20 protein-coding genes and 1 riboswitch are annotated in these 19745 nt (G+C 69.1%); of the genes, 8 read left to right on the top strand and 12 right to left on the bottom strand.

Annotation, left to right across the window (positions count from 1 at the left end):
- Nucleotides 1-79: 79 nt before the first annotated feature.
- Complete coding sequence (locus tag PSS76_RS13355) at nt 80-1291, bottom strand: cytochrome P450 (protein WP_337456285.1); 1212 nt, start codon at nt 1289-1291, stop codon at nt 80-82.
- Nucleotides 1292-1547: 256 nt separating this feature from the next.
- Here PSS76_RS13355 and PSS76_RS13350 point away from each other — a divergent pair, with 256 nt between their 5' ends.
- The 6 genes from PSS76_RS13350 to PSS76_RS13325 all read left to right on the top strand — a co-directional run bounded on the left by PSS76_RS13350 (nt 1548) and on the right by PSS76_RS13325 (nt 5220).
- Nucleotides 1548-2099, top strand: a complete 552-nt coding sequence (locus PSS76_RS13350) for a TetR/AcrR family transcriptional regulator (RefSeq protein WP_022594172.1) — start codon at nt 1548-1550, stop codon at nt 2097-2099.
- A gap of 11 nt (nt 2100-2110) precedes the next feature.
- A complete protein-coding gene (locus PSS76_RS13345; RefSeq protein ID WP_005515459.1) occupies nt 2111-2539 on the top strand; it encodes an HIT family protein in 429 nt (142 codons plus the stop codon).
- On the top strand, nt 2532-3548 hold the full coding sequence (locus PSS76_RS13340; RefSeq protein ID WP_084865809.1) for a 1-aminocyclopropane-1-carboxylate deaminase/D-cysteine desulfhydrase: 1017 nt from the start codon (nt 2532-2534) through the stop codon (nt 3546-3548). Before PSS76_RS13345 ends, PSS76_RS13340 begins: the two co-directional genes overlap by 8 nt.
- 19 nt (nt 3549-3567) lie before the next feature.
- Nucleotides 3568-3933: a DMT family transporter gene (locus PSS76_RS13335; RefSeq protein WP_238780527.1), complete on the top strand. Its 366-nt coding sequence runs from the start codon at nt 3568-3570 to the stop codon at nt 3931-3933.
- Nucleotides 3930-4259: a DMT family transporter gene (locus PSS76_RS13330; RefSeq protein ID WP_005515444.1), complete on the top strand. Its 330-nt coding sequence runs from the start codon at nt 3930-3932 to the stop codon at nt 4257-4259. Before PSS76_RS13335 ends, PSS76_RS13330 begins: the two co-directional genes overlap by 4 nt.
- A gap of 169 nt (nt 4260-4428) precedes the next feature.
- Nucleotides 4429-5220 (top strand): phosphatidylethanolamine N-methyltransferase family domain-containing protein, encoded by a 792-nt coding sequence (locus PSS76_RS13325; RefSeq protein WP_005515443.1) that lies wholly within the window; start codon nt 4429-4431, stop codon nt 5218-5220.
- Nucleotides 5221-5259: 39 nt separating this feature from the next.
- On the opposite strand, the gene PSS76_RS13320 is transcribed toward PSS76_RS13325, so the two are convergent.
- The 7 genes from PSS76_RS13320 to PSS76_RS13290 form a co-directional block, all read right to left on the bottom strand.
- The gene (locus PSS76_RS13320) at nt 5260-5550 is read right to left on the bottom strand and encodes an Rdx family protein (RefSeq protein WP_084865813.1); all 291 of its coding nucleotides are present in this window, start codon (nt 5548-5550) and stop codon (nt 5260-5262) included.
- Complete coding sequence (locus tag PSS76_RS13315) at nt 5547-6299, bottom strand: (2Fe-2S) ferredoxin domain-containing protein (protein WP_005515441.1); 753 nt, start codon at nt 6297-6299, stop codon at nt 5547-5549. The genes PSS76_RS13320 and PSS76_RS13315 overlap by 4 nt, the downstream gene beginning before the upstream one ends.
- Nucleotides 6296-7108, bottom strand: coding sequence for an ABC transporter ATP-binding protein (locus PSS76_RS13310; protein WP_238780524.1), 813 nt, complete (start codon nt 7106-7108; stop codon nt 6296-6298). The genes PSS76_RS13315 and PSS76_RS13310 overlap by 4 nt, the downstream gene beginning before the upstream one ends.
- A complete protein-coding gene (locus tag PSS76_RS13305; protein WP_238780521.1) occupies nt 7105-8163 on the bottom strand; it encodes a FecCD family ABC transporter permease in 1059 nt (352 codons plus the stop codon). The genes PSS76_RS13310 and PSS76_RS13305 overlap by 4 nt, the downstream gene beginning before the upstream one ends.
- Complete coding sequence (locus PSS76_RS13300) at nt 8160-9146, bottom strand: ABC transporter substrate-binding protein (protein WP_217627049.1); 987 nt, start codon at nt 9144-9146, stop codon at nt 8160-8162. Before PSS76_RS13300 ends, PSS76_RS13305 begins: the two co-directional genes overlap by 4 nt.
- Nucleotides 9147-9177: 31 nt before the next feature.
- Nucleotides 9178-9362: riboswitch (cobalamin riboswitch) on the bottom strand.
- 96 nt (nt 9363-9458) lie between these two features.
- Nucleotides 9459-10517, bottom strand: coding sequence for an ABC transporter substrate-binding protein (locus tag PSS76_RS13295; protein ID WP_337456253.1), 1059 nt, complete (start codon nt 10515-10517; stop codon nt 9459-9461).
- Between the two features lie 123 nt (nt 10518-10640).
- Nucleotides 10641-12059 (bottom strand): MDR family MFS transporter, encoded by a 1419-nt coding sequence (locus PSS76_RS13290; RefSeq protein ID WP_013414931.1) that lies wholly within the window; start codon nt 12057-12059, stop codon nt 10641-10643.
- 294 nt (nt 12060-12353) lie between these two features.
- Between PSS76_RS13290 and PSS76_RS13285 the strand changes: the two genes are divergently transcribed.
- Together PSS76_RS13285 and PSS76_RS13280 are read left to right on the top strand one after the other, a co-directional pair.
- Entirely contained in the window at nt 12354-13238 is an 885-nt protein-coding gene (locus tag PSS76_RS13285) for a phosphoribosylaminoimidazolesuccinocarboxamide synthase (RefSeq protein WP_013414932.1), read from the top strand.
- 1 nt (nt 13239) lies between these two features.
- A complete protein-coding gene (locus tag PSS76_RS13280; RefSeq protein WP_084968298.1) occupies nt 13240-15369 on the top strand; it encodes a S9 family peptidase in 2130 nt (709 codons plus the stop codon).
- A gap of 68 nt (nt 15370-15437) precedes the next feature.
- Here the strand turns inward: PSS76_RS13280 and PSS76_RS13275 are convergent, their stop codons facing one another.
- The 4 genes from PSS76_RS13275 to PSS76_RS13260 are packed head-to-tail and all read right to left on the bottom strand — an operon-like array spanning nt 15438 to nt 19744.
- A complete protein-coding gene (locus tag PSS76_RS13275; RefSeq protein WP_005515433.1) occupies nt 15438-16088 on the bottom strand; it encodes an isochorismatase family protein in 651 nt (216 codons plus the stop codon).
- Nucleotides 16089-16095: 7 nt separating this feature from the next.
- A complete protein-coding gene (locus PSS76_RS13270) occupies nt 16096-17778 on the bottom strand; it encodes a (2,3-dihydroxybenzoyl)adenylate synthase (protein ID WP_084968297.1) in 1683 nt (560 codons plus the stop codon).
- A gap of 50 nt (nt 17779-17828) precedes the next feature.
- Nucleotides 17829-18602 (bottom strand): SDR family NAD(P)-dependent oxidoreductase, encoded by a 774-nt coding sequence (locus tag PSS76_RS13265; RefSeq protein WP_064077800.1) that lies wholly within the window; start codon nt 18600-18602, stop codon nt 17829-17831.
- On the bottom strand, nt 18599-19744 hold the full coding sequence (locus PSS76_RS13260) for an isochorismate synthase (RefSeq protein WP_084968296.1): 1146 nt from the start codon (nt 19742-19744) through the stop codon (nt 18599-18601). The genes PSS76_RS13265 and PSS76_RS13260 overlap by 4 nt, the downstream gene beginning before the upstream one ends.
- Nucleotide 19745 lies beyond the last annotated feature (1 nt).

Raw genomic sequence — 19745 nt, 5'->3', positions numbered from 1 at the left:
GTAGGGTCGCAGCGCGGGACCGTGAAGGTGGTTGTCCGGTGAGCGGGAAGCTGGGGGTGCGCACTCCAATCCTTCTGGGTCAGCGGCGGTTCAGTTCCAGTGGCAGCGATCGATGGCGGCGCACCAACAGGCTCGGCACCCATTCGGCTCCGCCGTCGGCGATCGTGAACGACGTGGTGCGCTCGAGCAGCGTCGTCAGCGCGGCGAGTGCTTCCATCCGGGCCAGCGCCGATCCGACGCAGAAGTGGATACCCTTGCCGAACGCGAGGTGGCCTTTCAGGTTCGGGCGGTCCAGGCGGGCGGTGTCGGGGTCCACGAACCTCGCCGGATCGCGATTCGCGGCCCCCCACAGCAGCAGCAGGTGGCTCCCGGCGGACAGCCGGACGCCGCCGAGGGTGGTGTCCGTGACGACGTGTCGGTGATGCCCGCGGAACGGTGATTCCAGCCGGAGTGCCTCGTCGAGGAACGGGTCGATCAGCTGGGGGTCGCGCCGGAGCCGGTCCTGCAGTTCCTGATTCGTCGCGAGGATTCGGGTGGCGTTGGCGATCAGGCCTGCAGTCGACTCGCCGCCAGCGCCGACCAGTTGCACCAGGACGAGGACGGCGACGTCGTCGGTGAGATCGCCCTCGTTGCAGGCGTGGGCCAGTGCGCCCAGCAGATCTGTCTGCGGATCTCGCTTGGCGGCAGTGAATTCGGTGTGGAGGTAGCCGGTGAGTGCGGCAGCCGAAGCGACCAGCGTCGGTAGACGGTCCTCGGTGACGATCCCGCCGAGCATCTCGGTGCTGTCGTACGACCACGAAAGCAGTTGCGGGACGTCGCTCTGCGGCAGTCCGATCAGGCTCGCGACGAGGGCGAGGGGCAGTGCGTCGGCCATCTCGCGCGCCCACTCGAAGGTGTCGTCGGCGCGCAGCCCGACATCCCAGAGTTGATCGACGAGGGTCCGCACCGTGGGTCCGAGGGTGCGGATCCGCTTGGTGAGTTGCGCGAGAACGAGTTTGCGGTGCACCGCGTGCGAGGGTTCGTCGGCGGTGGCGAGCACGTGGACCGCGCGGCCGCCGCCGTCCATGTCGAACGTGACGGGTGGACCGTCGGCTCGCTGCACCATCACCCCGGTGAGGTTCGATGAGAAGTCCTCGGGACGGGCCAGTGCCTCGGTCACCAGTTCCCACGACGACACGAGGTGGAAGTCGGTGCCGGGGACGCGGTGGACGGGGTCGCGCTCGCGCAGCGTCGCGTACAGCGGGTAGGGGTCGTCGAGGTGTGCGGGGTCGAAGACGCCGAGCCCGTCCATACGTGTCCTGGTCACGGATGATCTCCCGTCAAGCGGTCGGAACCTGGTGTGGTGATGCCACCGTCCAGCCCGCGGCGACGCGGTGTCAAGGGGTGCCGGGAAACTGAGAGAACCCTTTTGACGTGCGCGAATGGGCTGTCTCGAGGCTGTGGCCGGTCGTCGGTGTCGCCGCAGGTGGCGGCAATTCCACGATGTAGACGAAACTGCCTCTCTGTCTCACAATGAGACCGCAAGTCATCGGTGATCGGAGGGGCGCATGGCGCGAACGGACGACTGGCTGGCCGGTGGGAACCGGCGGGAGGTTGCGGTCGCACGGATCACTGCGGCCGCGACGGACCTGTTCCTCGAGCGCGGATTCGATCGGGTCGGGGTCCTGGACGTCGCCGAGCGCGCGGGATGTTCACGGGCGACGCTGTACCGGTACGTGGGCGGCAAGCCCGCGATCGTCGCAGCCGTGGTGTCCTCGGCCGCAGCGTCGGTCGCCGAGGACGTGGCGTGCGCGGTGGCTCACCTCGACGGTGCCGATCGAGTGGTCGAGGCGATCCTCACGTCCGTGGCGGCGGTGCGGGCGGACCCGGCGCTCTCGTACTGGTTCGCGCACAACCGGACCGGGGCGGCGAACGGCTACCTCGCGTCGTCCCCGGATCTGGCTCGGTTCGCGACGACGCTCACAGGTGCCGTGGCCGACGACCTGGCGGGTGAGTGGATCGTCCGGGTGGTCCTCACGCTGTTGGCGTGGCCGGGAGCCGACGGCGACACGGAACGACATATGGTGCGGCACTTCGTCGCGCCGGCGTTCGCCACATAACATCGACGAGCATGAGCCACTGCGTCTTCTGCGCCATCGTCGCCGGCAAGGCGGAATCGAGTCTCGTGTACGAGGACGAGCACACGACCGCGTTCATGGACATTCGTCCTTTCACCCCCGGCCATCTGCTGGTGGTACCGAAGACGCACGCCGCGGGCCTCGCCGAGTTGGATCCCGAGGACGGGGCGCGCTTGTTCCGTGTGGGGCAACGGATCGCAGGCGCACTGCGGGCAAGTACGGTGGGTGCGGAGGGGGTGAACTTCTTCCTCGCTGACGGAGTGGTAGCTGGTCAGGAGGTGTTCCACGTGCATCTTCACGTCGTTCCCCGGACGGCGGGTGACGGATTCGGTCTGCGCGGTCGCCCGACCGTGCCGCCGCGACCGGACCTCGACTATCTCGCGGGATCGATCCGCGGACGGCTGGGCGCTGCCGATGCCTGACGTGACGACGGCCTCTCCATACCTGCATCAGCGTTTTCCGGAACTGGCGAAATCCCTTCCGCACGTGCGGCTGGGGACGTCGCCGACACCCGTGCGCAAACTCGAGGGACTCGGCATCGGGGACCGGATCTGGCTCAAGGACGACAGCCGCTTCGGCTCCGGTGGGTGGGGCGGCAACAAGGTTCGCAAACTCGAGTGGATCATCCCCGACGTCCTGGCGCGGAAGTCGAAGCGCATCATCACCGTCGGCGGTCTCGGGACCAACTGGGGTCTCGCGACCGCGTTGTACGCCGGCCAGTTCGGGATCGAGACCGCGCTGGCGCTGATCGACCAGCCGGTCGACGACCACGTCCGTGCTCAACTCGCTCGGCTGCAGCGTTCCGGTGCCACCCTGCACTTCACCCGCACCAAGGCCCGCACCTTCGCGGTCGCGCCGTGGCTCATGGTTCGACACATGAAAGGCTGCCGGCTGCCCTACTACCTGCCTCCGGGCGGCTCCTCGCCGATCGGCGCGCTCGGCTACGTCGAGGCCGCGCTGGAACTGGCAGCCCAGGTCGACGCCGGCGAGATCCCCGAACCGGCGCACATCGTCGCGCCCGTCGGCTCCGGCGGCACCGTCGCCGGACTGCTCCTCGGGCTACGGCTCGCCGGCCTGCGAACCGGCGTCGTCGCGGTGGTCGTCAACGACACCCTGCCGTTGGGGCAGCGTGAGATCCGGGATCTGGCAGGACGCTCCGAATCGTTACTGCGGCAACGCGGTGCCGACCTCGGCGACATCGACCTGCGTTCGGCACCGCTGACCGTGACGCGCGAATACCTCGGCCCCGGTTACGGATACGCCACCGCGGAAGGGCGGGCCGCGCAACGTGTCGGGCACGAATTCGGCATCCCGCTCGATCCCGTCTACACCGCCAAGGCGTTCGCCGGCCTGCTCGAGATCGATGCGCACACGCGCGGTGGAGACGGCCCGATCGTCATGCTCGACACCTTCGGTCCGCGCCCGGACTGAGGTCGTTACGGTTGTCGCCATGAAGTGGTGGTTGCTGGTGGGTGCGATCGTCTGCGAGGTCGTTGCGACGTTGTCGTTACGCGCGGCCACCGACCATCCCTCGTGGTACGCGCTGGTGGTGATGGGGTACGTCGCCTCGTTCGGGTTCCTGTCCGCCGTTCTGCGGCGCATGGCCGTCAGGGTCGCGTACGGGATCTGGGGCGCCTGCGGAATCACGATCACTGCGGTGGCTGCGGCGGTCATCTTCGGGGATGCGCTGACCGTGCTCATGGGGTTCGGGATCGTCCTCGTCATCGCGGGGGTTCTGGTGGTCGAGCTGGGGGCGCAGGCAGCCGAAGGCGAGCGCGCCGCGGGCGGCGCGGAGCGTCGGGAGTCGGCGCAGTGACCTGGATCCTGCTCGTTGCGGCGATCGTCGTCGAGGTCGCAGGAACGTTGTGCCTCAAGGCTTCCGACGGTGGTCGACGCCGGTGGTGGTTGTTGCCGACGGCCGCCGCCTACGTCGCCGCGTTCGGGCTGATTGCCGTCGTTCTCGATCGCGGCATGGCGGTCGGGGTCGTGTACGGCATCTGGGTCGCGTGCGGGGTCGCGTTGACTGCGATCCTGGGTCGCGTGATCTTCCGTGACCCGCTCACGCCCCGAATGGGACTGGGCATCGCGCTCATCATCGCCGGCGTGCTCGTGATCGAACTCGGCGCGGCGTCGGCCGCGTAGTTGCCGGAACTTCTGTCTCGGTCAAGTTCCATGCAAATGGACTCTTGTCCAGAAAGGTGTCGACCACCGGGAGTCCGGCGTGGTAGAACATGTTCCAGTTTGCTACTGGTTCGTGGCGGGTGTGGCCGATTGAGGGCGCTGTACCGGCCGCGCTCGCCGAAGGAATCCCATGCACTGGTACACCGGCAACACCGTCTACGACACCGTCCTGACCTGCGCGTTCGCCTTCGCGGCGTTTGTGATCGTCGGCGGTTTCTTCGCCCAGAGTTCGTACGGCCGCTTCTCGTCCACCAACCTCGGTTTCAACCTGAACCCGAAGCTGGGGTGGTGGCTCATGGAGATCCCCGCGACCGTCGTCTTCGCGGTGTTCTATCTGAGCGGCCCCAATCGGTTCGAGCCCACGTCGCTGGTGCTCGCCGCGGTGTGGCTGCTGCACTACGCGAACCGCGGCTGGTTCTTCCCGCTGTCGATCCGTCAGGTCCCGGGCAAGCGCAGCACGTTCAACGTCTCGGTGATCGCGATGGGCGTGATCGTGACGTCGATGCACGGCTACCTCAACGGCGCGTTCTTCAGTCACGACTACATGCACCAGTACGACACCGCGTGGCTCACCGATCCCCGCTTCCTGATCGGACTGGTGGTCTACCTCGCCGGCTTCGCACTACTGGTGAACTCCGAGTCGATCGTCCGCAACCTGCGCGACAAGGACAACCCCGGCGCCACCGAGTACCGCATCCCGATGGGCGGCGGCTTCCGATTCGTCTCCAGCCCCGCGTATCTCGGTGAGTTGATCGCGTGGGCGGGTTTCGCACTGCTGACGTGGTCGCTCGCGGGTGTGGTCATCTTCCTCATCACCGCCGGCAACCTGATCCCCCGCGCACTCGCCACCCACAAGTGGTACCGGGACAAGTTCGTCGAATACCCCGGCGACCGCAAGGCGTTGATTCCCGGACTGGTCTGACTCGGCTTCCCGCTCCCGCCAGGGGAGCGGGACCACCGCTCAGTCGCCCCGCGCGCGGTCCGTGTGCCCGAGATTCCGGTCCGGGACGACGGCGTCGCGCACCAGTTTCTTCAGCGTCACGATGTCGGGAAATCCGCCGTCGCGCTTGCGATCCCACACCAACGTGTCGCCGGCGGTGACCTGGAAGATCCCGCCGGTACCGGGGATCATCGCCACCTCGCCGAGTTCCGTGCCGAAGGTGTTCAGCAACTCCTGGGCCATCCACCCGGCGCGGAGTAGCCAGTTGCACTGGGTGCAGTACGTGATGGTGACGCGGGCGGGGGAGGTCATCCCTCCAGGATCGCAGATCGGCGCCGGGCACCGTGCCATTCGGTGACCGGACGACCCGCGACGAGGTGCTCGTCGACGAGACGATCGATCCGGTCGGCGGTGAGCCCGCAGTACCAGGTGTCGTCCGGGTACACCGCGACCACCGGTGCCTGCGAACACGGGAACATGCAGCCGGTCTGGGTGACGAGGACGTCGTCGTCACCAAGCCCGCGCGCCTCGAGCGCGTGGTCCAGCGCCTCCGCGGTTTCCGGGCCGCCGCGCGCCGAGCACCGCGGTCCGCGGCACACCAGCACGTGTCGGGTGAAGCCGGGCACCTCGTCCCATGCCGGTGACGTGAGGGGCGCGGTGGTGGTGCGGGCCGGTGTCGTTGCTCCGCTGATCGCGGCGTCGAGCAGATCCGTGTAGTTCGCGGTGTCGGACAGCGGCGGAGCCAGACGGACGTCGGGTGCCCCTGCCCCGCGTTCGCGGAGCCAGTGTCCGACGACCCGTCTGAACCACGCGTCGATCTTGCGGTCCAGCACGGTCTGCGCACTCACCACCACGATCTCGGCGGCCCCGGACGTGGCGGCCTCGTCGAGGGCGCCGGTGACCGACGTCCCCGACCCGCCGAGCACCGCGGTGCGGAAGACGGTGTCGGGATGGCGCTCCCCGAGCGCGTGCAGTGCGGCGCGGACCTGGTCGCGCGGGTCGTCGCCGCGATCGGTGGGCGCGGTGACGACCACCCAGCGACGCGGACGAATGTCGTTCATGAGGAAAGCCTTTCGATTTCGGCCCCGGTCGTGCCGCACAACACCACCATGGGGCGTCCGGTGCGTGGATGCGTCTGGACGATCGCGTCGATGCCGTAGACGTCGGCGAGCAACTGTTCGGTGAGGACACTTTCGGGGGTGCCCTCGGTGACGACGCGGCCGCGGTCCAGGACCACGAGGTGATCGCAGTACATGGCGGCGAGGTTCAGGTCGTGCATCGCGGCGACGGTGGTGAGGCCGCGCGCGCGAATCAGGTCGAGCAGTTCGAGCGACGCGGAGACGTCGAGGTGGTTGGTGGGCTCGTCGAGCAGCACCACACAGGGACGTTGCGCAAACGCCCGTGCCAGTTGGGTCTTCTGTTTCTCGCCGCCGGACAGGCTCTGCCACAGGCGGTGTCGCAGGGCGGTGATCCCGGCCATCGCCAGGCTCTCGGTGACGATGTCGGCCGTCCCGGCGGCGGCCGGCCGGGCCCACCCGCCACGGTGCGGAATCATGCCGAGTTCGACGATCTGTTCGACGGTCAACTCCAGTTCGGTCGCCGAATGCTGCTCCACGAGGGCCACCGTGCGGGCGAACTCGCGGCGGTCGATCTCGGCTGCGGGTTCGTCGCCGACCATCACCCGCCCGGAGTCGGGGCGGGTGAGGCGGGCCATCGCGGACAGCAGCGACGTCTTGCCGGAGCCGTTCGGCCCGATGAGCCCGGTGACCCGTCGGGAGGGCGCGTGGCAGCTGACGCCGTCGAGGATCGTGGTGCCGTCCACCGACCACGTCACGGCCTCGGCCCGAATCTCGGGGGAGTGGTGGCTCATGCGCGGGCCCCTCGGCGTCGCAGTAACAGGACGAACACCGGCACACCGACGACCGCGGTGACGATGCTGATCGGTAGTTCACGACCGGGCATCACGGTCCGGGCGGCGATGTCCGCCCAGACCAGCAGGACGGCACCTGCCAGTGCGACGACGGGCAACATTCGAGCGTGCAACGGGCCGACGAGCATTCGGGCGGCGTGCGGGACGACCAGCCCGACGAACCCGATCACGCCGGACTGTGCGACCAGCGCGGCGGTGCACAGCGACGCGATCCCGTAGAGCACCCAGCGGGAGCGTTCGACGTCGGTGCCCAGGCTCGCGGCGGCGCGCGCACCGAAGGCGAACGAGTCGAGCACTCGCGCGTGCGCGAGCAGCACGCCGGTGGTGACGGCGACGACCGCGGTGATGGTGACGAGGCCCGACCAGCGGGCCCCGGCGAACGAGCCGAGGGTCCACTGCAATACGCGGTGGGCGGCGTCGCGATCCCCGAAGAACACCAGCGCGGAGGTCAGTGCCGCCGCGAACTGGCCGACCGCGATGCCGGCCAGCACGAGACGCCCGGGCAGGAGCGCGCCGGAGGGGGAGGTGGAGATGAGGAAGACCACCAGCAGGCTCGCCAGGGCCGCGACGAAGGCCGCGACCGACACCGCGCTCATGCCGAGCACACCGACCGTGCCGACCCCGGCCGTCAGTGCGAGTACCGCGCCGAGCGAGGCTCCACCGGACATGCCGAGGAGATAGGGGTCGGCGAGCGCGTTGCCGGTGAGCGACTGCAACACCGCGCCGCACAGCGCGAGTCCGGCGCCGACCAGCGCCGCCGCAAGGACCCGGGGCAGCCGCAGGTCCACGACGATGTGCGTGGTCAGCAGGTCGGTGCCCGCCCCGACACCGAGACGTCCGGCGATCGCCTCCACCACAGTCCCGATCGAGAGGTCGGCGGCGCCGATCGCGACGCCGGCCGCGCAGCTCACCACGAGCAGCGCGGCCAGTGCCGCCGTCCAGCCGGTGGCCGTCGTCGTTCGTACCCGGGCGGGAACCCGGGCGCTCACGCTCATGCCCGGCCGCCGCCCAGCTGCTCGGCGACGAGAGTTGCGCCCTCGATCAGACGCGGGCCGGGAGTGCTCGCCGAGAACGGCACCACGACGAACGCGTCGTCGCGGACGGCCTTCAGATCCTTCAGCGACGGATCGTTGCGGAGGTAGTCCTTCTTCGCCTCGGCCGTGTCCCACGACGCGTCGGCGAGAACGATGACGTCCGGGTTCGCCGCCAGCACGGTCTCCCAGCTGCCGTCCAGCCAGGCACCGTCGGAGCCGGCGAAGATGTTGGTGCCGCCGACCGCGTCGATGATGAGCTGCGGTCCGCCGGCATTGCCGCCGATGTACGGGGTGTCGGTGCCGCTGTCGTACCAGAAGACGCTGCGGCCGTTCGCCGCTGCGGTGGTCTCGATCCCGCTCAGCGTCTGGCGCATCTGCGCGACGACGGCGTCGGCGTCGGCCTCGCGCCCGAAGAGCGTGCCGTAGTCGGTGATCTCGGTCGCGATCGAGTCCCAGGACACCGCCGGACGCGTCGACTTGTCCTTGCAGGCGAACGGCGAGACGTAGGTGGCGATGCCCAGAGTGTCGAACGACTCGTGGGTACCGACGGCCTTGTCCTCGAATGCGCTCGAATACGACGCCAGCACCAGGTCCGGCTTGGTCTCGAGGAGCGCTTCCCGGCTCGGGTAGTCCTTCTCGTCCAGCGCCGGGATCTGCGCGTACGCCGGCTGCCACTGCGCGGCGATGGTGTCGTCGAGGTACGCGGTGCCGGCCATCTGTCCCTCCGCGCCGATCGCGAGCGCCGACTCGGTGGCGCCCTGGTTGAGGGTGACGGCCCGCTCCGCCGGACCGTCGAGAGTGACGGTGCGGCCGCAGTTCTGCAGGGAGATCGACGCGGTGCCGGCGTCCTCGTCGGACGACCCGCCGCAGGCGGTGAGGGTGAGGGCTGCGGCGATCGACACCGCTGCCGTGGAGATGACTCGGCGAGAGATAGGGGTACGCAAAGCGACCCGCCTTCCATGACTCGTGGAAAACGTGCAGGTATGCGTCACGGCCGGTCTCCTGGCTCGGCAGGGATGACCGCCGACTACGCCTTCCCGGATGCGTGAGCATCCAGTGGCTGGGGTCGAACCCCTAGTAGTCGACGTACCTGCCCACAGTGGCGAGTACCGCGCCGGCTTCTACCGGACTTCCCGAACACCGTGACGACATCGTGAAGAATAGACGACCGGTGCCCGGGCAATGGTCGGCCTTGTCGGTTTCGTGCTGTTCGGCGGTCGAGGGCGCGGAAGGCGGTGCAGATCCCTCCGGGGTCGTCAGCGCATCACCTGGACCTGCTCCGCGATGTCGGCGGCGAGCGCCATCGCGGTCAGTGCCAGACCGCTGTTGAGGTCGTACCGCAGCTGCCCGACATGACCGTCTCGGACCGCGCGCACCCTTTTCCACGTCGGCGACTGGGCCTCGGCGGCGTCGGGATTCTGCAACAGGACGAAATCCGCCTGCTCGAAGATGTCGAGTTGTTCGAGCGCGTAGAAGGTGATTCCCCTGTTGTCCGCAGACGCGTTCGCGGGATCGGTCAGCACGTCCAACCCGAGGTCGCGCGCCACCGACACCGCGAACGTGTCGTTCTGCAGCCAGAGTTGTCCCTTGTCCGCACCCGCGATCGCGATGGTCTTCCCGTCGAGAAGCCCGGCCATCGCGGCACGCGCCTGCGCCAGTTCGGCGTTGTAGCGAGCAACCACACGGTCGGCGACGTCGCGTCGATCGAGTGCCGTCAACTGCTCGGTCATCGCTCGCTTCCACGTCGATCCGGGGGTCCCCTGGTCGACGACGAGAACCGGCGCGATGTCGGTCCCCAGAAGTCCCCGCTCCCGGTAGTAGTCCCACCAACCCTGACCCACGACCAGCAGATCCGGTTCGTAGCCGAGAATCGCCTCGGCGTCCGGTTCGTTGTTGGTGCCGCCGAGACGCTCCGCCCCGGCGGGCACTCGCTGCATGAGTTGCGACCTGTCGTCCCAGTTGGTGGCGACGATCGGGTACTCGGCGAGCAGGGCGAAGTCGAGCGCGGCTCGGGCCTCGAGCACCACGACACGCTGCGGGTCACGCGGGAGCCGGTATCGCTCCTCGCCCACCACGATCTCGACCGACGCGTCGGACGTCGCACTGTTCCCCGGTCTGGTCGAGCACGCCGACAGCGCGCCCAGGGCGCCGAGCGCGGCCGCGCCGGTGAGGAAACCGCGTCGGGTCAGAGCATCGACGAGAGTGCCGAATTCACGGTCCATGTCTCGTGTGGTGCGCGCGGACGTCGGGCGGCGGACGTCGCCGTTCCAGTCTCCGAGGCGGGCGTCGGTCTTCGTCGATTCGATCACGGGCATGGATTCGGCGCTCCGTCCGATAGGTCGGTCAGGGAAGGCCCCAACCTATCGACTGCCGGTGCCGTGTGGTTCGCCTGAAAAGGCCATCGGATAATGGGATTCGGCCACGCCGTCGTGGCCCGGTCAGCCGTTGAGGGCCTTCTCGGCCCGCGGCATCAGCGCCGACGACACCGTCAGCAGCACCGCGATGCCGAGGATGCCGACGAACACGAGATGGATCGCGCCCGAGAGGGCCGTCGGGTCGGGCTCGGCGGTGTCTCCGACACGGGAGTTGACCAGCGCGCCGAACACCGCGACGCCGACGGCACTACCGATCGAGCGGGCGAACATGTTGGTGGACGTGACGACGCCGCGCTCGGACCAGTCGACGCTGGACTGCGCCGCGATGAGCGTCGGCGTCGCGATCAGGCCCATGCCGGAGCCGATGACGAAGCACGTCGCGCCTACCTGCCACACCGGGGAGCCGTCGCCGAGCAGAAGGAGCAGCGCCGACCCGGCGAGCACGAGGACGCTGCCGATCAGCGCGGTCGTCCGGAACCCGACGCGTAGATACAGCCGTCCCGCCTGCGACGCGGCGATGGGCCAACCGATGGTGAGGACCGCGAGCGCGAAGCCCGCGACGAGGGCGCCCGTGCCGAGGACGCCCTGCACGAACGTCGGCACGTACGACGTCAGGCCCATCAGGATCGCGCCGACGGACAGCGACACCAGGCTGCTCGCGACCAGCACCCGGCGGGTGAGCATGTGCAGCGGCAGGATCGGATCGGCCACGCGTCGTTCGACGAGGACGAACGCGACGAGCAGCAGCGCGCCGGCCACGAACACGCCTATGCCGGCCGGCGACACCCACGCCCAGGCCTGGCCGCCCTCGAGAAGTCCCAGGATCATGAGCGCCGCGCCGCCCGTGAGGAGGATCGCGCCGGGGTAGTCGATGCGACTGCGGCGTGTGATCTTCTCCTCCGCGAAGTTGCGCATCAGCATCCACGCCGCGATCGCGCACAGCGGCAGGTTCACCAAGAAGATCCACCGCCACGACAGGTACTCGGAGAACACGCCGCCGAGCGTCGGGCCGAGTACCGCCGACACGCCCCACACGCTCGCGATGTAACCCTGGACCTTGGCGCGCTCCGCGACGGAATAGATGTCACCGGCGATCGTCAGACTCATCGGCTGCACCGCGCCGGCGCCCAGGCCCTGGACCGCCCGGAACACGATCAGCGCGGGCATGCTCCAGGCCACGCCGCACAGCAGCGATCCGATCGCGAACACCGCGATGCCGAACAGCATGATCGGTTTGCGTCCGAAGACGTCGGCCAACTTGCCGTAGATCGGCACCGACACGGCCTGCGCCAGCAGATAGACGGAGAAGAGCCACGGGAACTGGGTGAAGCCGCCGAGGTCCCCGACGATCGTCAGGACGGCGGTCGCGATGATCGTGCTGTCGAGCGCGACCAGTGACGTGGCGAGCATCAGCGACAGCAGGATCGGGCCGCGCTCCGACCGTAGTCCCACCGATGCCCTCGAGGCGGTCTCGGTCGCCATCACTCTCCCGCCGATCGATAGTCAAGTCCGAAACAAGGCTAACGATCTCCGGCCGGTTCCTATTCCCGTCCGTTTCCACCCGCCCGCTTACCCCGGCGCCCCACCTACCCCGGCGCCCCCACCCTCGCGTTTTGCGCACTTATCGCGCATTCGGGGACCGAATTCGCGCGATAAGTGCGCAAAACGCGGGAGGGGGGACGGGAGTTGATCACGAGAAGCGGGGTTCTGCGGACAGATCGGGGCAGACGCGTGTGGCGAGATGCGCCGATCCGGGCGACCGATAGGGTTGGGGACGTGCGTCCTTCACTCGAGTCCTACACCCACCTGGCCGGCGGCAAGGTCCGCGATCTGTACACGATCGACGACGAGCACCTGCTGCTGGTCGCCAGTGACCGGATCTCGGCCTACGACCACGTGCTGAGCACGCCCATCCCGGACAAGGGCCGCGTGCTCACCGCGATGAGTGTCTTCTTCTTCGAGAAGCTCGGCGGCACCAACCACCTCGCCGGAGACCCGCTCGACGAGCGCATCCCCGAAGAGGTGCTCGGCCGCGCGCTGGTCGTGCGCAAGCTGAACATGCTCCCGGTCGAGTGCGTCGCCCGCGGCTACCTCACCGGGTCGGGTCTGGCGGACTACAACAGCACCGGCGCGGTGTGCGGCGTCGCGCTGCCCGAGGGCCTGGTCGAGGCCAGTCAGCTTCCCGAGCCGATCTTCACGCCGGCCAGCAAGGCCGAACTGGGCGACCACGACGAGAACATCGACTTCGCGACCGTCGTCGACAAGGTGGGCCAGGACCTCGCGGTCAAGCTGCGCGACGACACCCTCGACATCTACTTCCGGGCCGCCAGCTTCGCGCGGGACCGGGGGATCATCCTCGCCGATACCAAGTTCGAATTCGGTCTCGACGCCGAAGGCAACCTGGTGCTCGCCGACGAGGTGCTGACGCCCGACTCGTCGCGCTACTGGCCGGCCGACGGCTACGAGCCCGGCAAGGTGCAGCCCAGCTTCGACAAGCAGTTCGTACGGAACTGGCTCACCGGCCCGGAGTCCGGCTGGGACCGCGCGTCCGACACGCCGCCCCCGCCGCTGCCGCAGGACATCGTCGACGCGACCCGCGCGCGCTACATCGAGGCGTACGAGCGCATCTCGGGCCTGTCGTTCGAGGACTGGGTGGGCTGAGATGACTGTGCCCTCTACGCCGACTACGCCCCCGGTCGCCAAGCGGGTTCCGTTCGAACGGACGCATCACGGGGACACCTTCGTCGATCACTACGAGTGGCTCCGGGCCAAAGAGGATCCGGAGGTCATCGCGTACCTCGAGGCCGAGAACGCGTACACCGCGCAGCAACTCGAGCATTTGGAGCCGTTGCGGGAGAAGGTGTTCCAGGAGATCAAGTCGCGCACGCAGGAGACCGACATGTCGGTCCCGACGCGACTCGGTGACTGGTGGTACTACGCGCGCACCATCGAGGGCAAGCAGTACGGCGTCAACTGCCGGTGCCCCATCGCCGGGCCGGACGACTGGACACCGCCGGAGCTGTCCACCGACACGGCGATCGAGGGCGAGCAGGTGCTCCTCGACGGCAACGCCGAGGCCGAGGGACACGACTTCTTCTCGGTGGGCGCGTTCTCGCTCAGTCACGACGGCACGCTGCTCGCGTACTCGGTGGACGTGATCGGCGACGAGCGGTACACGCTGCGGTTCAAGAACCTCGAGACCGGCGAGTTGCTGCCCGACGAGATTCCGAACACCGCACCGGGTGCGACGTGGGCGATCGACCATCAGCACATCTTCTACCTGACGGTCGACGAGTCGTGGCGGCCCGACACGGTGTGGCGGCACAAGCTCGGTACCGGACAGGACGAGGACGTCCAGGTCTTCCACGAGCCGGACGACCGCTACTGGGTGGCGGTCGGTTCGACGCGCAGCGAGAAGTACCTGATGATCTGGCTCGGCTCCAAGGTCACCACCGAGGGCTGGATCCTCGAGTCGGCTGACCCCGAGGGCGAGTTCCGGGTGATCCTGCCGCGCCGCGAGGGCGTCGAGTACTCGGCCGAGCACGCCGTGATCGCCGGCGAGGACCGCTTCCTGATCCTCCACAACGACGTGGTCGACGGCGAGAAGGCCGAGAACTTCGTGCTCGCGCAGGCGCCCGTCACGGATCCGGCGGCGATGGAAATCCTTGTCCCGCATCGCCACGACGTTCGGCTCGAGGACATCGACACGTTCTCCGACCATCTCGTGCTCAGCTACCGGCGTGACGGGCTGACCCGGCTGGCGATCTGGCCGCTCACCCCCGAGGGGTACGGCGAGCTCACCGAGATGGAATTCGACGAGGAACTGTTCTCGGTCGGCCTCGGCTCCAACCCGGAGTGGGAGCAGCCGACACTGCGGATCGGTTACACGTCGTTCATCACGCCCTCAAGGGTGTACGACTACCGGCTCGCGACCGGCGAACTGCTGCTGCGCAAATCGCAGCCGGTGCTCGGCGGCTTCGACCCGGCGGACTACGAGCAGCACCGCGAGTGGGCGGTCGCCGACGACGGCACCCGCATCCCGCTCTCGATCGTGCGGCGCAAGGGGATCGGCGGCGACCCGGCCCCGACGCTGCTGTACGGGTACGGCTCGTACGAGGCCAGCATGGACCCGGCGTTCTCGGTGGCGCGGCTCTCGCTGCTCGACCGCGGCATGGTCTTCGTCGTCGCCCACGTCCGCGGCGGCGGCGAGATGGGGCGGCACTGGTACGAGAACGGCAAGACACTCACCAAGAAGAACACCTTCACCGATTTCGTCGCGTGCGCAAGGCATCTCATCGCCGAGGGGCGGACGACACCGGGGCAGTTGGTGGCCGACGGCGGCAGTGCGGGCGGTCTGCTGATGGGTGCGGTCGCGAACCTGGCCCCCGAACTGTTCGCGGGCATCCTCGCGAATGTGCCGTTCGTCGATCCGCTCACGTCGATCCTCGACCCGGATCTGCCGCTGACGGTGATCGAGTGGGACGAGTGGGGCAACCCGCTCGAGGACCCGCAGGTGTACGAGTACATGCGCTCCTACAGCCCGTACGAGAACGTCGAGGCCAAGGACTACCCGGCCATCCTCGCGATCACCAGCATCAACGACACCCGCGTGCTCTACGTCGAACCCGCGAAGTGGGTTGCGGCGCTGCGCGCGACGAAGACGGGCGACTCACCGCTGCTGCTCAAGACCGAGATGAGCGCCGGGCACGGCGGTGTCAGCGGCCGGTACGAGAAGTGGAAGGAAGTCGCGTTCGAGTACGCGTGGGTGCTCGACACGGCCGGCGCCGTCTGAGCCGGTCGGCTGCTCGCCCACCGGCTCGTCGGCGGCCTTCGCGATCGGTGCCCTTGCGGTATGGGCGATCAGCCGGCGAGAACCCCCGCCGTCGCCATCCCGGACAGCACGTGCGCGGTCGGGGTCACCACGGCGCAGCGCGCCGCGGCGTAGTCGAGAGCCTGTCGATGCTCGGCCTCCGAGAAGTCGGCCAGTCCGTCCGCGACGAGGAACATCTCGACGTCCTGCATGAAGCCGTCGAGCGCGGTGGTGAGGCAGCCGATGTGGGCGTACACGCCGGTCACGATCAGTTGGTCCCGGCCGAGGTCCGACAGCCGCTGCCGCAGATCGGTTCTGGCGAACGCGCTGTAGCGCCACTTGGTGAGCAGGACGTCGTCCGGCTCCGGCGCGAGGTCGGCGATGATCGCGGTCTCGGCGGGGTCGGAGGACAGGCCCGGACCCCAGAAGTCGGTGAGCAACGCCCGGTGCTCGGGATCCTGGTCGCCGGGCTGCGCGGTGTACATGATCGGGACACCCGCGACCCGGCAGGCGGTGCGGATCGCGTCGACGTTCGCGATCATGGTGCGGATCGGGTCGGCGGTGCGGTCGAATGCGCGGATGAAGTACTCCTGCGCGTCGTGGACCAGTAGCACCGCGCGGGCCGGGTCGATGCGCCACGATGCGCGATTGTCGGGCAGCTGGGTGGGCATCGGGTAGGAGACGGAGCGGGGCAGGGACATCTGATGCCTAACTGTCGGTAGCGGTTTCGGTGACGAACGTGGATTCGAGGGCGCGGCGCAGCTCGGTGCGGCTGACCTTGCCGACGCCGGTGACGGGGAACTCGTCGACGAACCGGAAGCCGTCGGGGATCTTGTAGGCGGCCAGTCCGCGTTCGCGGAGGAACACGCGCAGTTCGACGGCGCGCGGCGTGGTGCCCTCGCCGACCACGAAGGCGAACGTGCGCTCGCCCAGGTAGGCGTCGGGCTTGGAGACGACGGCGACATCGCGCACGGCGGGGTGCGCGAGCAGGTGGTTCTCCACCTCCTCGGCCGCCACCTTCTCACCGCCCCGGTTGATCTGGTCCTTCGCACGGCCCTCGACGACGATGTGACCGGTCTCGGTGAGCCGCACCCGGTCACCGGTGCGGTAGAACCCGTCCTCCGTGAACGACGCCCGATTGTGCTCCGGCGCAGCGTAGTAGCCGCGGATCGTGTACGGGCCGCGGGTGAGGAGGTGCCCGACCACCCCGACCGCGACCGGCCTGTCGTGGTCGTCCACCACGAGCACCTCGTCGTCCGGGCTGATCGGCCGGCCCTGCGTGGTGACCACGACGTCGTCGGGATCGTCATGGCGCGTGTAGTTCACCAGACCCTCGGCCATCCCGAACACCTGCTGCAGCCGGCACCCGAGTTCGTCGCGGACGCGGCGAGCCGCTTCGGCGCCGAACTTGGCGCCGCCCACCTGCAGCAGTTCGAGACTCGACAGGTCGTGCTTCGCGCGGGCCGGCGACGACATCCAGGTCAACGCGAGGGGCGGGACGAGCGACGCGATCGTGATCCGCTCGCGCTCGATCAGTTCGAACGACGTCGACGGCGTCGGGTCCGGGGCCATCACCACGCGCCCGCCCGCGTGGAGCACCCCGAGGATGCCGGGCGAGCTCATCGGGAAGTTGTGTGCGGCAGGCAGGCTCACGAGCATCCGAGTGTCGGGGTCGAGGCCGCAGATCTCGGCGGACGCGCGCACCGAGTACAGGTAGTCGGTGTGTGTGCGGGGGATGAGCTTGGAACGCCCGGTGGTTCCGCCCGACAGTTGCAGGAACGCGACGTCGTCCGGTGCGGGTTCGGCGCGGTCACCCGGGTCCGGTGTGGCGGTCCGCAGCTCGGAGAGCGGGACGAAGCCGGGGTCGTCTCCGGCCTCGCCGACGACGATCACCAGCGGCGGACGCTCGGATCCGGCGACGATCTCCCGCGCCAGCGTCCGGTAGTCGAACCCGGCGTGCCGGTCCGCGATCACGTACGCGGCTGCGTCGGTGAACTCGCAGAAGTAGCCCACCTCGGCGCGGCGATGCGCGGGCAGCGCGAACACCGGCAGGGCCCCGATCGTGAAGACCGCGAACAGCATCTCGACGTACTCGGGCATGTTCGGCAACTGCAGCACGACCCGGTCGCCGGCCCGCACGCCCAGTCGCAGCAGACCCGCGGCGAGGACGTCGGAGTTGTCGCTCAGCTGACGGTACGTGAGGGTGCGCACGGCGTCGCCCTCACCCGCGCCGGTGACGGCGACGCGGTCCCCGAACTGCTCGGCACGGGCGGGCAGGAAGCGGGCGAAGGTCTCGTCGGTCCAGTATCCGGCGTCCCGGTAGCGCTGCGCGAACTCGGCGGGATACGGCGTGGCGGGGACCAGTGGACTGCGCCGTAGGGCGGTGCTCACGGCGTGCTCCTTTCGGGTGATGGGCGAACACGGCAGGGCGGCAACGGGTGTCAGGCCCGCAGCGTCGCGCCGCCGTCGACGTAGAGTGCCTGCATCGTGATGTGCCGGGCGCGCTCGGACAGGAGGAACTCGACCGAGTCGGCGATATCTTCGGCGGCGGCGATGCGCCCCAGCGGGATTCCCACCTTGAAATCCGCGAGACTGCCCTCGATCGCACCGCGGGCACCGGTGTCGTCGGCAGGGTCGGGCCAGAGGGAGCGCTGCATGTCGGTGTCGGTGGAGCCGGGCGCGACGACGTTGACCCGGATGCCGTGGTGGGCCAACTCGAGTCCGGTGACCCGCGCGATCATGGTCGCGGCGGCCTTCGACGCGCCGTACGCGCCCATTCCGGTTCGCGGTACTCCCGCCGCGTTCGATCCCACCACGACGATCGTCCCGGCCCCGCGTGCCCGCATCGCTCTGCCGACGGACCGGACCACGTTGAGGAGTCCGGTGACGTTGACGTCGAACACGCGCTGCCACGAGTCGGGTTCGCTGTCGAGCACCGAGCCGGTCTCGAGTACTCCGGCGACGTGCGCGAGCCCGGTCAGTGGTCCGTGGAGGGATTCGATCGTGGCGACGGCGGCGGCCACCGCGTCGCCGTCGCGGATGTCGACGGCGTGGGCGGCCACGCACGCCACGCCGACCAGTTCCCCGGTCCGCTCGAGGGACTCGGCGTCGCGGTCGAGCACCGCCACGCGCCATCCGCGTTGTGCGAGGGTCGCGGCGGTGGTGCGGCCGATGCCCCGTCCGGCGCCGGTCACCAGACACAGAGGTGCGGTCATGCGGTCACTCCGAGGGCGTCGAGAATGGTGGTGAACTTGGTTGCGGTCTCGGCCAACTCGTCTTCCGGGACGGAGTCGGCGACGATGCCTCCGCCGGCGTACGCGGTGATCCCCGTACCGTCGGCGTCGATGCGGGCGCAGCGGATCGTGACCATCCACTCACCGTCGCCGCGCTCGTCGCACCACCCGACCGCGCCGGCGTAGAAGCCGCGGTCGCCTTCGAGTGCGCTGATCGTCTCGTATGCGTCGCGGGTGGGCGTACCGCAGATCGCGGGGGTGGGATGAACTGCGAGGGCCAGGTCCAGCGCCGTCATCGACGTGTCGGCGAGCATCCCTCGAATCGGCGTGCCGAGATGCCACAACTGCGGAGTGTGGGTGAGTGTCGGGCGCTCCGGGATGTCGAGTTCGGTGCACAGGGGAGCGAGCCTGTCGCGGATGGCGTCGACGACGTAGCGGTGCTCGTCGAGGTTCTTCGCGGACTCGCCGAGAGTGCGCCCCGATTCCCAGTCGGCCAGCGGGTCGTCGAGTCGTCGTGCCGACCCCGCCAGCGGGTGGCAGCTGATCGCTCGTCCCTCCTTGCGGATCAGCACCTCGGGGCTGGATCCGACCAGCCACTGTCCGGCGCTGTCGGATCCGGCGGCGGAGAGGTCGACGCAGTAGCCGTTGCCGGCGGGATCGGCCGCGACCAGGTTCCGGAGCAGGGCCTCGGGGTCGAGGCGATCGTGCGTGCGCAGACGCAGCATCCGGGCGAGGACGACCTTTCGGAGCGGATCGGCGTCATCCCGCAGCCGGTGCAGTGCCGTCCGGACGCGGGCCAGGTGCTCGTCCTCGGCCGGCAGGCGTTGCTCGACCTCGCAGTGGGGCAGGCCCTCGGTCGGGACGCTGCGCCACGGCTTGTCGCTCCGCCACAGCAGACCGGGCTCGACGAACGCGGCGGGGGTGTCGGGATCGAACGGCAGGGCGCCGGTCAGAGCGGTGACGTCGCCGGCGCGCAACGCGTCGGCGGCCTCGACGGCATCGTCGAAGTGACGAAGGACACCCTCGGCGCGGATACTTCCCTGGGGCCGGGACAGTACGAACGGGTTCCCGGCGACGGGTCCGGCACGGTGTGGGGTGATCGCTGCGACGACCGGTGCAGGCATG

This window comes from Prescottella sp. D32, assembly GCF_037287305.1.
Lineage (GTDB): Bacteria > Actinomycetota > Actinomycetes > Mycobacteriales > Mycobacteriaceae > Prescottella > Prescottella equi.
The sequence above is the reverse complement of the archived record's forward strand: the minus strand, read 5'-3'. Positions and strand labels throughout refer to the sequence as shown.